This window comes from Acinetobacter sp. AOR14_HL, assembly GCF_027855175.1.
Taxonomy (GTDB): domain Bacteria; phylum Pseudomonadota; class Gammaproteobacteria; order Pseudomonadales; family Moraxellaceae; genus Acinetobacter; species Acinetobacter calcoaceticus.
The window spans coordinates 94,605-109,042 of sequence record NZ_JAKTII010000008.1 but is presented as its reverse complement, the minus strand read 5'-3'; the positions used below and the strand labels follow the sequence as shown (position 1 = coordinate 109,042).

Annotated in this window: 19 protein-coding genes and 1 pseudogene; 9 read left to right on the top strand and 11 right to left on the bottom strand. The window is 39.5% G+C overall.

The genetic code is table 11. From position 1 onward, the window contains the following. Positions 1 to 16: 16 nt before the first annotated feature. From MKL38_RS08840 to MKL38_RS08825, 4 genes are all read left to right on the top strand, one after another. Positions 17 to 256: an RNA recognition motif domain-containing protein gene (locus MKL38_RS08840; protein WP_003654760.1), complete on the top strand. Its 240-nt coding sequence runs from the start codon at positions 17 to 19 to the stop codon at positions 254 to 256. Between the two features lie 9 nt (positions 257 to 265). Then, positions 266 to 628 (top strand): ASCH domain-containing protein, encoded by a 363-nt coding sequence (locus MKL38_RS08835; RefSeq protein ID WP_270903075.1) that lies wholly within the window; start codon positions 266 to 268, stop codon positions 626 to 628. Positions 629 to 709: 81 nt separating this feature from the next. After that, complete coding sequence (locus MKL38_RS08830) at positions 710 to 1,213, top strand: DUF6586 family protein (protein ID WP_003654765.1); 504 nt, start codon at positions 710 to 712, stop codon at positions 1,211 to 1,213. 112 nt (positions 1,214 to 1,325) lie between these two features. Then, positions 1,326 to 1,604, top strand: a complete 279-nt coding sequence (locus MKL38_RS08825; protein WP_003654767.1) for a hypothetical protein — start codon at positions 1,326 to 1,328, stop codon at positions 1,602 to 1,604. A gap of 36 nt (positions 1,605 to 1,640) precedes the next feature. On the opposite strand, the gene MKL38_RS08820 is transcribed toward MKL38_RS08825, so the two are convergent. The 4 genes from MKL38_RS08820 to MKL38_RS08805 form a co-directional block, all read right to left on the bottom strand. Continuing rightward, entirely contained in the window at positions 1,641 to 3,350 is a 1,710-nt protein-coding gene (locus tag MKL38_RS08820; RefSeq protein ID WP_270903074.1) for a cation:proton antiporter, read from the bottom strand. A 151-nt stretch (positions 3,351 to 3,501) separates the two neighbouring features. Next, complete coding sequence (gene rpmG, locus MKL38_RS08815; protein WP_003654787.1) at positions 3,502 to 3,657, bottom strand: 50S ribosomal protein L33; 156 nt, start codon at positions 3,655 to 3,657, stop codon at positions 3,502 to 3,504. Between the two features lie 12 nt (positions 3,658 to 3,669). Then, a complete protein-coding gene (gene rpmB, locus MKL38_RS08810; RefSeq protein ID WP_000048256.1) occupies positions 3,670 to 3,906 on the bottom strand; it encodes a 50S ribosomal protein L28 in 237 nt (78 codons plus the stop codon). A gap of 167 nt (positions 3,907 to 4,073) precedes the next feature. Next, positions 4,074 to 5,522 (bottom strand): coniferyl aldehyde dehydrogenase, encoded by a 1,449-nt coding sequence (locus tag MKL38_RS08805; RefSeq protein WP_270903073.1) that lies wholly within the window; start codon positions 5,520 to 5,522, stop codon positions 4,074 to 4,076. A 112-nt stretch (positions 5,523 to 5,634) separates the two neighbouring features. Here MKL38_RS08805 and MKL38_RS08800 point away from each other — a divergent pair, with 112 nt between their 5' ends. The 5 genes from MKL38_RS08800 (at position 5,635) to MKL38_RS08780 (ending at position 9,471) form a co-directional block, all read left to right on the top strand. Further along, entirely contained in the window at positions 5,635 to 6,327 is a 693-nt protein-coding gene (locus MKL38_RS08800) for a TetR/AcrR family transcriptional regulator (protein WP_270903072.1), read from the top strand. 75 nt (positions 6,328 to 6,402) lie between these two features. After that, entirely contained in the window at positions 6,403 to 7,266 is an 864-nt protein-coding gene (gene purU, locus MKL38_RS08795; protein WP_004794803.1) for a formyltetrahydrofolate deformylase, read from the top strand. A gap of 381 nt (positions 7,267 to 7,647) precedes the next feature. Beyond that, a complete protein-coding gene (locus tag MKL38_RS08790) occupies positions 7,648 to 8,403 on the top strand; it encodes an energy transducer TonB (protein WP_270903071.1) in 756 nt (251 codons plus the stop codon). A gap of 43 nt (positions 8,404 to 8,446) precedes the next feature. Continuing rightward, positions 8,447 to 9,067: a MotA/TolQ/ExbB proton channel family protein gene (locus MKL38_RS08785; RefSeq protein ID WP_270903070.1), complete on the top strand. Its 621-nt coding sequence runs from the start codon at positions 8,447 to 8,449 to the stop codon at positions 9,065 to 9,067. Further along, positions 9,067 to 9,471, top strand: coding sequence for an ExbD/TolR family protein (locus MKL38_RS08780; RefSeq protein ID WP_003654800.1), 405 nt, complete (start codon positions 9,067 to 9,069; stop codon positions 9,469 to 9,471). The genes MKL38_RS08785 and MKL38_RS08780 overlap by 1 nt, the downstream gene beginning before the upstream one ends. A 57-nt stretch (positions 9,472 to 9,528) precedes the next feature. Here the strand turns inward: MKL38_RS08780 and msrA are convergent, their stop codons facing one another. The 7 genes and pseudogenes from msrA to lgt all read right to left on the bottom strand — a co-directional run bounded on the left by msrA (position 9,529) and on the right by lgt (position 14,414). Next, positions 9,529 to 10,053, bottom strand: a complete 525-nt coding sequence (gene msrA / locus MKL38_RS08775; protein ID WP_003654802.1) for a peptide-methionine (S)-S-oxide reductase MsrA — start codon at positions 10,051 to 10,053, stop codon at positions 9,529 to 9,531. A gap of 95 nt (positions 10,054 to 10,148) precedes the next feature. Next, a complete protein-coding gene (locus MKL38_RS08770) occupies positions 10,149 to 11,204 on the bottom strand; it encodes an Lnb N-terminal periplasmic domain-containing protein (protein ID WP_270903069.1) in 1,056 nt (351 codons plus the stop codon). A 14-nt stretch (positions 11,205 to 11,218) separates the two neighbouring features. Further along, positions 11,219 to 11,728 carry a dihydrofolate reductase gene (locus MKL38_RS08765; RefSeq protein ID WP_231764124.1) on the bottom strand — a complete coding sequence of 170 codons (510 nt, stop codon included), beginning with the start codon at positions 11,726 to 11,728 and terminating at the stop codon, positions 11,219 to 11,221. Positions 11,729 to 11,772: 44 nt separating this feature from the next. Continuing rightward, positions 11,773 to 12,615: a thymidylate synthase gene (gene thyA, locus MKL38_RS08760; protein WP_003654809.1), complete on the bottom strand. Its 843-nt coding sequence runs from the start codon at positions 12,613 to 12,615 to the stop codon at positions 11,773 to 11,775. A gap of 161 nt (positions 12,616 to 12,776) precedes the next feature. Continuing rightward, positions 12,777 to 13,146, bottom strand: a pseudogene (locus MKL38_RS08755) (hypothetical protein); the annotation flags it as partial. An 11-nt stretch (positions 13,147 to 13,157) separates the two neighbouring features. Continuing rightward, on the bottom strand, positions 13,158 to 13,517 hold the full coding sequence (locus tag MKL38_RS08750; RefSeq protein ID WP_009392979.1) for a hypothetical protein: 360 nt from the start codon (positions 13,515 to 13,517) through the stop codon (positions 13,158 to 13,160). A gap of 78 nt (positions 13,518 to 13,595) precedes the next feature. Continuing rightward, positions 13,596 to 14,414, bottom strand: coding sequence for a prolipoprotein diacylglyceryl transferase (gene lgt, locus MKL38_RS08745; RefSeq protein ID WP_092707274.1), 819 nt, complete (start codon positions 14,412 to 14,414; stop codon positions 13,596 to 13,598). Positions 14,415 to 14,438: the final 24 nt, after the last annotated feature.

Below are 14,438 nucleotides of genomic sequence, written 5' to 3'. Positions count from 1 at the left end.
CAATTAAGGTTAGAAAATGAAGATATTAGTTCGTAATTTAGATCGTGCTGTGAGTGAAACTGAAATTTTAGAGTTATTCAAAGCATTTGGTAAAGTTGAAACGTGTGTTCTTGTTACTGATAAAGACACAGGTAAATCGAAAGGTTTTGGTTTTGTTGAAATGCCTAACCCACGTGAAGCAATTAAGGCAATTAAAGGCTTAAACCTGCTTAAAGTTAAAGGCAATGGAATTCGCGTTAAAGCAGCTGAAGAATAAGTCTTCAGTGTGAAAAGACAGTTTTTAGCTCTTTCGATTGTCGCGCCAAATGGTACTCGTATCGCTGAAGGTATAAAAACACTTGAAGTGCGTTCATGGGTACCTACAAAACTGCCAATCAAAGATCTATTAATTGTCGAGAACCAAAATTTTTTGGTCAAAGATACTGATGAAGAAGAGGGAGTTGCTGTCGCTTTGGTTGATATCGACTCTATTCATGCTTGGCGAAATGATGAAATTGAGCCAGCATGTGCAACTGCTTGGGGCGAGGGATATTTTGCTTGGGTTTTAAGTAATGTTCGTCCTATAAGCCAGCCTTTAAAAACTTTAGCTAAACGTAAAATTTATCAAGTTGAGCTGGATTTACCATAAATAACGTTGATTTTATTAATGGAGTCGTTAAGCTAAAGATTAGCTGTTGCAATAGCGATTTTAAAACAGGAAAGTTTAGTTATGTCACGTGTTGCTCGTTATCATGCCGATCGTACCAATCAGAAGCTCTATTTTGCGCGCTTAGCGTGTCAACAGGCTGAACAGACCGATCATGTGCAGCAGATACAAGCTCACCGTGAAGCAGCTGTATTCCACCTACATGGTGCAATGTTAGCTTTCTTGCAAGAATTGGTACGTTATTATCGTTTAAATGATTTACAACCTACCTTAAAATCTATTGAGGAACATATGGCGGCAAAAGGGCAGGTTTCTCCTGAAGTCTCTGTTTTGCAGCAATTGGCAAAAGATGGTTTCGTTGCAGAGTTAAAGCGAGCTTATCGTATGTGCCAATATGCGCCGGAACCAAAAGAGCCGACCCCTGAAGAAGAGACATCCTCTAACCTGATTATCAAAGTAACTCAAGGTCCTCAATCTTGGTTGCCTGATGTCAAAATTTTGCGTGAATGGCATCGAGAATTAACCCATTTAATTGATGGTTTTCGTAATGAAATGGTCGAGTTCTAAAATTAAACTGTCCTAGTGCTTGAAATTTAGTGTGGATGTGCCTATATAAATAAGACAAGAGATGCAAAGTGCAAGGGTGCTTTGCCACCATGTTGAAACATGGAGGAAGTATATGTCTATACAGCAATTGAAAGAGTTATTTGGAAATCAAGAAGCAGTGTTGGAATTAGTCCAACTCGAAGGTGGTGAACTTGCCTTGCGTAATGCTGGTTCTGAGAATGAACCCTTGGTCAAAATTCAATTTAGTGATGAAGTAAAAGCAATCTTAGGTGAACAAACACCTGTGGTTGCCCAACATATGATTCAGGCTGCATTGTTTGGACTGCTTGAGAAGCAGGTAAATGAGTGGCAGGCTGAGGTAGTAGACGAACAGCCTAAATTCTTGAGCTAATAAAAAGCGTACTCTTGAGTACGCTTTTTATATCAGTTAATGAATAGTTGACTGATGGGCAAGCTCGATCTGATTTACTATATGATGGCTCATATTCTTTGCCATTTCCTCTTTAGCATAGAATACTTCCCCAATATTCTCATCTCGAATGATAGCCGCTTCTTCTTTACTTTCTGCGCAAATTAACACCTGAATTTGAGGGTTTAATTGCTTAGCAATCGCCACAATACGGTGAATATCTAGAATATCCATAGGTGAAATCACCAAAAGCCGTGCATGCATGATATGTGCTTGAATTAAAACACTTGGCTCAGTCGCCACACCACTGACTGCTGCAATATTCGAGTTACGCAGTTTTTCTACGATTTCACGATTCTCTTCGGCAATAACGACCTTAATATTCTCATTAATTAAATTTTCAGTGATACGTCGCCCCACACCGCCATATCCAACAATGACGACCTGATCGCGTAAATAGGCTTGATCAACTTCATCGGGTAACATTGCTAATGGGTCACCACTACGTTCAAGAAGACGGGCTAAGTGAGAGCGCTCACGAATCCAGCGTTGTACTGGTTCAATTGCAGAGAATATAAAAGAGTTCAGCGTAATTGAAAATAAAGCACCTGCTAGAATCAGATTTTGAGCTTCTAGGCTTAATAGGCCTAAAGAAACACCAAGGGTAGCCAAAATAAATGAAAACTCACCAATTTGGGCCAAACTCGCGCCAACTGTAAGGGCTGTATTAAGTGGATAGCGAAAGAATAAAACCAAAGCCATTGCAGCAAGTGTTTTACCTACCATAATAATGGCGATAACGGCCAAAATATGTAGCGGACGTTCAACAAGAATATGTGGGTCAAAAAGCATTCCCACAGAGACAAAAAACAGAATTGAGAAAATTTCGCGTAATGGAAGCGTTTCTTCTTCTGCGCGGTGGCTAAAGTCTGATTCTTTAACAACCATCCCTGCAAAGAAAGCCCCTAATGCCATGGAAACTCCAAAAATGGCATAAGACCCATAGGCAATAGAAACAGCAGCTGCAACAACGGTGAGGGTGAATAACTCTCTTGAACCTAAACGAGCAACAAACTGCATAATAATAGGAACAACACGTTTACCTACAATCAGCATAAAGGCAATAAAGCCAACTACTTTTAATAAAGTGAGCCCAAGGGTTAACCAGATATTACCATCTGCACCTTCTGGTGCTTTCCCGCCGAGTAAAACTGCTGTAGCTGGAAGGAGTACTAAAACAAGTACCATGACTAAATCTTCGACTAACAGCCAACCCACAGCAATTTTGCCGTTGACTGAATCTAAAAGACCTCGGTCTCCTAAAGCTTTTAATAATACAACAGTACTCGCACACGACAGACTTAAGCCAAAAACGAGTGCAGAACCAAAGCTCCATTCCCATAGCATGGATACGCCAACTCCTAATAGGGTGGCGACCGCAATTTGTAAAATCGCGCCTGGTAGAGCAATACGGCGAACGAGCAATAGGTCATTTAATGAAAAGTGCATCCCTACACCAAACATCAGAAACATGACCCCGAGTTCTGCAAGCTGGTTAGCAAGATGAATATCTGCTTCTATGCCGGGAGTATTAGGGCTAATAATAATTCCGGCAATTAAATAGCCGATAAGAGGGGGGAGTCGTAATCGGGCTGCAAGATAGCCAAAAATGAGGGCAACACCGAAACCAACAGCAAGTAAAACAATTAAATCTACGTCATGCGGCACTAAAAACTCCTTTTACGTGAGTTAGGCTAAAGACAAGCATAAAAAATGCCAAGGCGAAATATGTGGAAAGTTTAACAAAAAAAAGCTAAGTATAAAAAAAATGCAAAAAAAAACGACTTCATTGTGAAGTCGTTTTTTTTCGAAGCTAAAATTATTTGATTTTAGCTTCTTTGAAAATCACGTGTTGACGGATTTTTGGATCAAATTTTTTGATTTCCATTTTTTCCGGCATAGTACGTTTGTTTTTAGTCGTGGTATAGAAATAACCTGTACCAGCTGTAGAAACGAGACGAATCTTATCACGCATTGTTCAGACTCCTTAGATCTTTTGACCTTGAGCACGAAGGTCTGCAACAACCTTTTCGATACCCAATTTGTCAATAATACGCATACCTTTAGTGGTTAAACGAAGACGTACAAAACGTTTTTCGCTTTCTAACCAGAAACGGTGGTGGTGCAGGTTCGGCTCGAACCGGCGCTTGGTTTTGTTGTTGGCGTGTGAGACGTTGTTACCAACGACTGGACGCTTGCCGGTAACTTGGCAAACCTTAGACATGGTGTAACTCCATTGATTCAGCCAACAGCAAATCTGTGGCCAGTCATACTAAATGTAAACGGATGAATTCATTCAAGGGGCGTTTTATACCAAAAATACGATTAAAAGACAAGCGGAATTGGTAAAAACGAGGCATGATTTAGTATAACAGATCATGCCTTGATCAGTTAGCGCAACAAGGTTTTCGAAATCAAACGATGAATGGGCTTATTGAACGGTGGAAGAATGTATTTAAGACTATAAAGTTTTGGATTTGACATCACCGAACGTTCATGAGAAAGGCTAAAAAAGCCCTCTGGTCCGTGATATTTACCCATACCTGATGCCCCAATCCCTCCAAAGGGTAAATCATCCTGAGCCACATGGGTAATGACCATGTTGATTCCGAAATGTCCTGAGTGGGTGTGCTGTGCAACATAATCAGCACGCGCCTGATCATAGTCGAAATAATACATGGCTAAAGGACGTGGACGACTATTAATAAATTCGATGACTTCTTCTATTTGGTCATATTCTAAAATTGGCAGAATAGGACCAAAAATTTCATTTTGCATAATGTCCATTGCAGTCGTTACGCCTGTAACTAAAGTCGGCGCAATTTTACGGACATCATCTAAAATTTCATTTTGTGGGTTAATTTCAACAATACGAGCACCTTGATCGCGGGCATTTTCAAGGTAGCCCTGAATACGGTTGTATTGCTTGTCATTAATAATAGATGTGTAATCTTGATTATTGCGGAAATGTGGGTACATACCAGCCACAATCAATTTAAAGTTTTCTATGAACTCAGCAGTTTTTCCGCGCGGTAAGAAAATATGGTCAGGTGCAACACAGGTTTGTCCTGCATTCCATAATTTACCTACAGCAATACGTTGGGCCACATCTTTCATATCCATAGATGCATGCACAAGTGCAGGAGATTTTCCGCCTAACTCAAGAATCACTGGAACTAGGTTTTGAGCTGCGGCTGCCATCACTGTTTTACCAACAGAAGTTGAGCCTGTGAAAATCATTTTGTCAAAAGGCAAATGACTAAAAGCATCTGAAATAACGCCACCACCATTTACCACAGCAACTAATTCTTGTGGAAAGGCTTCTGCTAATACACTTTCAAGGACTCGCCCAAAATTTGGAGAGGCACTAGAAATCTTGATCATGGCATGGTTGCCTGCTGCCAGCGCACAGATTAATGGCCCAACTGAAAGCAGCAATGGGTAATTCCATGGTGTAATAATACCAATTACACCCATAGGTTGATATTGTACCCAACCTTTTGCTGGTTGATGTAATACACTGATATGGCGTTTTGAAGGTTTCATCCACGCTGTCAGATGTTTACTATAATATTTGATTTGTTCCAAACTGGTGAGTAACTCACCAATTTTTGTTTCCATAACTGCACGATTGCCATAATCAAGGTTAATTGCGTCGGCAATCTGATCTTGATATTTTACCAAGACTCTTTTAAGACGAGCTAAACGATCAATACGCTCTTTAGCAGTGGGTACCGGATGACGTAAATAAGCAAGCTTTTGTTGTTCAAGCAAATCATGTAAATGCTTAACATCATAAGGGAGCTGAGTCTCTGGATTTGTTTTTGTTTGACTGTTCATCGGTACTTACCAAATACATTGATATGTTTATTTTTTAGAGTAAATACTCTAAATAGTCAAGTCAGTTTATGTGTTCAAGTCTTAACCATTTGAATTATTAAAGGTTATTAAAATGTCTCAACCTAAAGCTCTGAAGACAAAAGACCGGATTTTACAAATCAGTTTGCAGCTTTTTAACGAGCGAGGTGAACGGTCGGTTACAACCAATCATATTGCTGCGGAGTTAGGTATCAGTCCCGGAAACTTGTATTATCATTTCCGGAATAAGCATGAAATTATTAAGGAATTAATGTATCAATATCAGGCCGAGACTTTGGAAGTACTTTCTTTACCTGACGATAGACCATTAACGACCAATGATAAAATCAACTATTTTCAAGTGCTCAGTGGTCAGTTATGGAGTTACCGCTTTATTCATCGTGATGTTTATCATTTAGTTGAAAGTAACGAAGACTTTAAAACGATTTATCCACGTTTTGCGGGGCAGGTCATGCAGCAGGGGCAAAGAATTTATCAAGCCTTTGTAGATGCAGGTCTTATGAAAATGACGCCATCGGAAATTGAAGCACTTATTATTAACCTCTGGATTGTATTAACAAACTGGACAAACTTTTTGTATATGTCTGGTCATATTAGTGACAATAACCATTTAGAAGAAAAATGGGTTTGGCAAGCATTACGCCAAATGGTTTTCCTTGAAGGCCCTTATCTTATGGGTGAAAGCCGAGCAACTTATGAGCAGTTGCTTGAATCTCTTGGACCTTCAGATCTATTTGCTAGCTTATCGTCCTTAAAAGACGAATAGTTGTGCTTGTTTATTTAGGGCGCTAGAATACTCGGCCTATTAAAAGATTTATCTCAATTAAGTGATATTAACCAAATGAATATGACCACTGCCAATACAGCCCGTTTACTGATTACTTGTGAAGACAAGCCAGGGATCGTACAAGCGGTATCGAGCTTTTTGTATCACCAAGGTGCAAACATTACCGCGCTTGATCAGTATGCGACGGAAGCTCAGGGCGGACGTTATTTCATGCGTGTTGAATTTGAACTTGATCATTTACAGTCGCGTAAAGATGCCTTAATTCAGACTTTTGCTGCGAACGTTGCTGAGCGTTATGGCATGCAATGGCGTCTTGCTTTCGTAAACGATGTTAAAAAAGTTGGTATTTTAGTTTCTAAAGTTGACCATGCATTGCTTGAGTTGTTATGGCGTCATGCACGTGGTTCGTTACCTTGTGAAATTACTCATGTCATTTCTAATCATGAAGATTTACGTGAATCTGTTGAAAACTTCGGTATTCCATTTACTGTAATTAAAGTTACCAAAGACAATAAAGCTGAAGCTTATGCGCAAATTGATGAAATGATGCAAGGCAATGATTTATTAGTTCTTGCACGTTACATGCAGATTTTAAGCGAAGATTTTGTTGCGAAATGGGAAATGAAAATCATCAATATTCACCATTCTTTCTTGCCAGCTTTTGTGGGCGCTAATCCATATAAGCAAGCTTATGAAAAAGGTGTGAAGTTGATTGGTGCAACAGCTCACTATGTTACTGCTGACCTTGATCAAGGCCCAATTATTGAGCAAGACGTTGAGCGTGTGAGTCATGACTATAATGTTGAGCAATTACGTGAGCTTGGTGAAGATGTAGAGCGTAATGTATTGGCTCGTGCAGTGAAATGGCATTTAGAAGACCGTATTATTGTTGATGGTAATAAGACCGTTGTTTTTTAAATAACGCTTATTTTAAAAAAGCACGCTTCTTGCGTGTTTTTTTATATTTAAAATAAAATTGAAATAATATAACATATCAATAATAAGTGGGTTTATCATAAGAATAGATCTGTTCATAGTGTAATTAGTCTAACTATTTTAAGTTTGGCTAAACAAATCGTGAACAGGGGATATCTGCTCATGTAACTATGAGAAAACTAAAGCAAAGATGCTCAACTGGTAACAATCCCTGATAGAGAGTAAATGTTTTTCTCAAAAAATAGTTGCAAATGAAAACACTTCTCATTTATTATTGTGGCACTTTATTGTTCTATCCGATGTTTGAAATCGTTTCTATAAATAGAAATCTGAAATCATCATCCATTAGGTAATTAGATTCTTATGAGTCAATCTTCCGCAGCCTTAAACGCTCCCAATCCGATGAAAAAGAAAGTCATCACAGCACTAATTGCAGTTGCAATTGGTCATATCGGGGTCTTATGGGCAGTTAGCCATATTAAGCCTGCTGAATTAAAGCCAATCGATAAGAAACCTTTACAGGTACGTTTCGTAAAAATTCAAGATCAGCCAAAACCACTACCTCCTAAACCAAAGGAACCGCCAAAAAAACCGGAACCTAAAAAAGAGGTAAAAGAAGTTAAAGTTGTTGAAAAACCTATAACACCGCCAAAAAAAGTGGAAAAAATTCAACAGGTGAAAAAGGCTGAAACACCAAAACAAACAGTAAAGACAGAACCTAAAGTTGAAACCAAAGTGGTGACAACGACGACTACTGTTACTGAAAAAGTCGTTGAAAAACCAAAGCCAGTGGTACAAGAAGCACCTAAAGCTCAACCCGCTCCAGATTCATCACCAAAACGAGTTTCTATTGGTGGTTCGGGTGTACAGTGGAGTCGTTCACCACGATTAACAGTTTCTTCAAAAGATTTACAAGGCGAAGCACGCTCTATCATGGTACTGATTGAAGCCGATGAAAAAGGCAAGATTATTAATGTGCGAGTGACCAGAAGTAGTGGTATTTCAAGTCTAGATGACAAAGTTGTCCGTGCTGTTCGCGGTGCGAAATTTAAACCTTATATGGAAAACGGGGTTGCTTACCCAATTAAAGCAGAGCAACCTTTTGATTTAACCCCTTAAATGAATTTGAGTCCCAACGGCTAACCTTAATCAGGAGTTCAATATGAACTTTTCAATCTATTGGCAACATGCAGATGCAGTGAGTAAAACCCTGTATTTCATCTTATTGGCAATGTCGATTGCTACTTGGACAGTTTTCATCTTACGTTTGATGGGGACTCGCCAATTAAAGCAACAAGCTTATGCTCAACTTTCTCAGGCTATCACTTCGCTAAAAGCAAAGTTACAACCTTTAAATTTTGAGCAGCGTAAAGCGGTTGCAGAGCAGGCTCTACTTCGTCAAATTTCTGCTGAAAAAGTCAATGCTGAGAAAGGTATTTCTGTTTTAGGAACAATTGCTTCAATTGCACCATTCGTTGGTTTGTTTGGTACGGTATGGGGTATTTTCCATGCACTTGTTGCAGTAGGTAAAAGTGGACAAGCAGGTTTGGCTCAAGTGGCTACACCAGTAGGTGAAGCGCTTATTATGACGGGTCTTGGTCTTGCAGTTGCGATTCCTGCGGTATTGGCTTATAACATCTGTGTACGTGCTAACCGTGGTCTTGCTCATGATTTACAAGATCAAGCACACAGCCTGTTAATTGATACGATGTTGCAGCAAGATTCTACTGTAAAGTCTGATGTTAAAACTGCACAGCAAAGTTATGTTGGAGGTCAAGCTTAATGGCTTTTCAATTGGGTGAAGACCACGATAGTGGCATAAATGAGATGAACCTCATTCCGCTAATCGACATTATGTTGGTGTTAATGATCATCTTTTTGGTCACAGCAACAGTTGCCAACCCATCGATTCCATTAACGCTTCCTAAAACAACTGCTGAAATTATTGATCCACCACCAAAAGCAATTACGATTAGTATTAATGCAAATGGTGAAGTGGCTTGGGATACTCAAGTAATTAGCCTAGATGAGCTTCAAAAACGTTTTCAAGAAGCCGGTCAAGGTGATGTTAAACCAACAGTTCAACTTCGTGCTGATAAAGAGTCGAAGTACGATACTGTTGCACAGGTAATGTCTCGCGCAAGTGAAGCCGGACTGAGCGATATTGCCTTTGTCAGTGAAAACTAAAATTTAGTTTACTCAATAAAAAAGCAACCAAATCGGTTGCTTTTTTATTGCTCTAATTTATTGATCTTTCATAAGATGCTGGAATTTACTATATAGCTTGAGCAACTTAGGTGGAATCGCAAAGTTGCAATAACCTTGTGAAGGATTCTTTGCATAGTAATTCTGGTGATATTCTTCGGCTGGATAGAATGTCGGGACAGGAGACAATTCAGTCACAATATCAAGATCATCATCTTTTAGCGTTTGAATCGTATGTTCTGCTGCCTGCTTTTGCTCTTCATTATAATAGTAAATAACAGAGCGATATTGCGTGCCAATATCATTACCTTGGCGATTTAAAGTCGTTGGATCGTGAGTCGCGAAGAATACATCGAGTAACTGGGAGTATGTTACTTGCTCTTCATCAAAATCTACTAAGATCACCTCAGCATGCTGAGTATCTCCTTGGCAGACTTGCTCATAAGTTGGATGAGTTGTATGCCCACCCGCATAACCACTAGTTACTTTTTCTACACCACGAATTTGTAAAAAAACGGCTTCGACGCACCAAAAGCAGCCGCCGCCAAATAAGGCCTGTTGCATTGTTTTTTCCTCTATTTCCTGTCTATTACAATAGGGGTTATGTATTTAAAATACAAAGTAAAGCATGTATAAAAAAGTAAAGAAAAGTGCATTACTTATTTCGGTTTTGGTAAACCTTGTCGAACGATTTGAGAGAAATGTTCGCTACTCTGATCTGAAAGCTGTTCAAAATTTTCAGTACGTGGGTTGATGTGTGCAATTTGATACCACTGTTTTAAACTGATAGTTTGATTAAGTGCTTTAAGATCATATAAATAATTAGGTAAGTAACCTGAAGCGATTAGGCGGTAATCTTTAGGAAGCTGATATGGGTTAATCGCTTGAACCATATCAAAAATTAATGTGGTGCAGTTACTGGTGAGAGTGTTGTACCACTTTGGTTCTGCACGAAGTTCATCAGATTTCTTTAGATATTCTAAAAATAAAGCCTTTTGCTCGCGACGTGGCATGTTGATAGGAAAATTATAAACTTGCTCTTTGCGGATGTTACTGCGTGTGTACACAATATCTTTTTCATCAGAAGCAATTAAGCTAAGTTCATATTTTCTAAAAAATCCACCAATTGCCGAAAACTCTTCAGTTTTTTCTTTGCGAATCTCGATTGAAAATACTAAGGGCTGTTGATTCTTAAATTCAAAACTGACCAATGTATGAGCAATTTGTGGTCCCATCCAGTAAGAGGCAATAATGTTTATGCCATTCAACTGGTTAAGATCAAAAGTTCGAGTTTCCCACCGAACATCATAGGTTCCATCGGGATGCCAGTTGAAGTTACGAACATTATGCAGGGTAATCACATCGCCATGTTTTTCGTAGCTCAGCATATTGGCAACTTCAGGGTTCCAGTCGCGGTCTTGACGTGCAGTAATTGAAAAATACCAAACGAGAGAACAAGCAAACGCGAGAAGATAGATTAGGATGTCTGTACGGCGGCTAATGATATGGCCTTCAACATATAAGCCAACCATACTGAGCGCAAAAGCAATCCAGATGCCAATGAGTATGCGGCTGCCTAACCAGCCAAAAGGTTGTTGAACCCAGAGCGCTACACATACCCAAATGCTAGAGAGCACAATAAACAGCGTGAATAGACTATGTAATAGCCCCAAAAGTAGGGCAGTAATAAATTCACGTGTTCCGATATTGTGCATAGGCATCCATAGAATTATTTTTTATAAGTAGCAAACTCGAATGAAGTTCCTGATTTTTCATCAACTTGCTGTTCACTCGCAGTTTTATGAAATTCACTCGGTATTGTTGGATAATGTGCATCACCTTGCACATCTAAGTCAACATGAGTGAGTTCAAGACGGTCTGCAATCGACAAAGTCTGCTTAAATATCTCACCACCACCAATGATGAACAGCGCCTGCTTTTCAGAATTTTTCACATCTTCTAAAGCTGCATTTAAAGCATCTTCAATTGAATAGGCAACTTTAACACCGTCAAATTGCCAGTTAATGTCACGGGTAATCACCCAGTTCACACGGTTTGGTAGCGCACGGCCCATAGACTCAAGAGTTTTACGGCCCATCACGACCACGCCGCCTTGTGTGATTTCTTTAAAATGCTTTAAGTCGGCAGAAATATGCCATGGCAACGCATTGCCTTTACCAATACAGTGGTTTTTGTCCATTGCCACAACGTGAACAACTTCTACATTTTGCCATGCCATAATCTTATTCTCTAAACCGTAATCTAATGAAATTTGAGTCGTCGTTATACTGCAACTGGTGCTTTAATAGCAGGATGCGACTCATAACCTACAATTTCAACATCTTCAAATTTGAAATCAAATAAGTCTTTTACTTCTGGATTCAGTTTCAATTGGCATAGTGGTAAAGGTTCACGTGTCAATTGAAGTTGTGCTTGCTCAAAATGATTGACATAAAGATGCGTATCACCGCCTGTCCAAACAAAGTCACCGACTCCTAAACCGCACACTTGAGCAATCATATGGGTGAGTAGAGCATAGCTCGCAATGTTAAAAGGCACACCTAGGAACACGTCTGCACTACGTTGATAAAGCTGGCATGACAATTTGTTATCTTGTACGAAAAATTGAAAAAGCGTGTGGCAAGGTGGTAAAGCCACTTGTCCAGCTTCATTTGGATTCCAGCCTGAAATAATTAAACGGCGTGAATTCGGATTGGTTTTGATTTCATTAATTAACCATTTAATTTGGTCAAAACCATCTTGGTTATAAGTGCCATCCGCATTTTTGGTTGCACCGAAATTACGCCACTGGTGACCATATACTGGTCCAAGTTCATGTTCTGGGCGGCCAAAACGGGCAGTTTGTTCTGCTGTCGCCCATTCATCCCAAATTGATACTTTATTATCTTTTAGATATTGGACGTTGGTATCGCCTTTTAAAAACCAAAGTAACTCAATCACAATAGAACGGAAGTGAACTTTTTTTGTGGTGAGTAAAGGAAAACCTTTAGAGAGATCAAAACGCATTTGATGACCAAATACAGAACGGGTTCCTGTGCCTGTACGGTCGCCTTTGTCACCGCCATTATCAAGGATATGTTGTAGAAGGTCTAAATATGCACGCATAACACTCTCGAGTTCGGATTAATTCCATAAAATAAAAGGGGGAGATAGCTCAATGATAAATAATTACGCAATAGAGCGGCTTCATCATGAACCACTGAAGATGATACCTGTTGTAGCTCAAGATGAAAATCTAAAAATGGTTCTATGACATTTCAATGGGTGTAATTAATCAAATCGCTTGGCACGATTTTGATAAATCGAAACAAGAAAAAAGCCAACCAGTACAAAGCCTAAAGCTTGTAGCACAAGAATCCATTTGTCCTGAGCAGGAAGCAGATACATCAAAATAACAACGATAAAAATAGGATAGATGCTGCTTAAAATTCCAAAGCTCGATTTATATGATTTGTTATTTGAAATTTTGCTATTTAAGTAATGTCCAACATGTAAACCAAAACCGAAAATAAGGCTGAGTACAGTATGAATAGGAGACAAGGGCTGAATTTGATTAGCGACGTAAACTGCCACACAAACGGCAACAATGAAGATGAGTTTGATATGGCGTGGAGCGTTGTACCAATAAGCCAACATGAAAACTAAACCTATTTTTTAAAAAGCGATTGAGGTGAAAAAATAAAAGCAGCAAGTGCCATAAAAGCAATCCCTTGCACGCCCCAGATCAGCAAGTTCGGCATCGCTTTAACAAAAATTAGAGCGAAAAGAAGGGCAATAGGGATCCAAGTAAATAGGCGGTAGAGTAAACCAGTCGGGTTGCTTTGAGCGAAATGCAATTTAAAGTAACGACAGATTAAAAAAATTACCCCAGTTCCAGTAAACATCAGAATCGTATCTAAAGGCAGTGGTTGGTATTGATATAGCGCAATACAAATAAGCAGCGTAATAATTAAAATCACTAGTTTTTTAAATGTCGGGACTTGCGTGTTAAACCAGAATTCCAGCATGGCATATCTTCATCTTGGGAGGGTAAAAACTGTAGCATAAAAAAGAAAAGAGGAGCCGAAACTCCTCTAATTTAGATATTAACTATTCTTTTGTGGACCCCAGTCGTAAATTTTCTTTTGATAGGCATACCACATCATCCAAAGGCCAATCAGCAACATTGGAATTGTTAGAATCTGTCCTTTTGTCATCCAGCCAAAGAGGATAAAACCTTGGTCGGCATCAGGCTGACGGAAGAATTCCATGACAAAGCGGGCAACGCCATATCCCATTAAGAATAGGGCAGAAACGGCCATACGAGGACGCGGTTTTGAACTAAACCACCACAAGATAATAAATAGAATTAAACCTTCACAAAGCGCTTGATAGATTTGTGATGGATGGCGGACTAGATGTAATGGATCTGTCGGGAAAATCATACCAAATGGATAATTTGGGTCAGTTACCGCACGACCATATAACTCTCCACCAATAAAGTTACCAATGCGTCCGAACATTAAGCCAGTCGGTACACAAGGAGCAATAAAGTCGAGGGTTTGGAACCATGTTTTTTGGTATTTTTTACACCAAAATAGCATAGCAACCATAACACCGAGAAAGCCGCCATGGAAGCTCATACCGCCTGTCCAGACTTGAAATAGCCAGATTGGGTTTTCGAGGAATTTATCAAACTCATAGAAAAGGACATAGCCGACACGACCGCCCAGAACGACACCTAGAGCACCGTAAAATACCAGATCGGAAACCATGTCCGATGTCCAGCCATCACGCTGTTTGGCACGGTAGGAAGCAAGCCCCCAAGCACATAAAAATGCTAATAAATACATGAGTCCATACCAATGGACTTGAAGAGGTCCTAAGTGTATTGCGACCGGATCGATATTAGGATAGGTCAGCATTGCTGCTCCTTGATCTTACGTTTT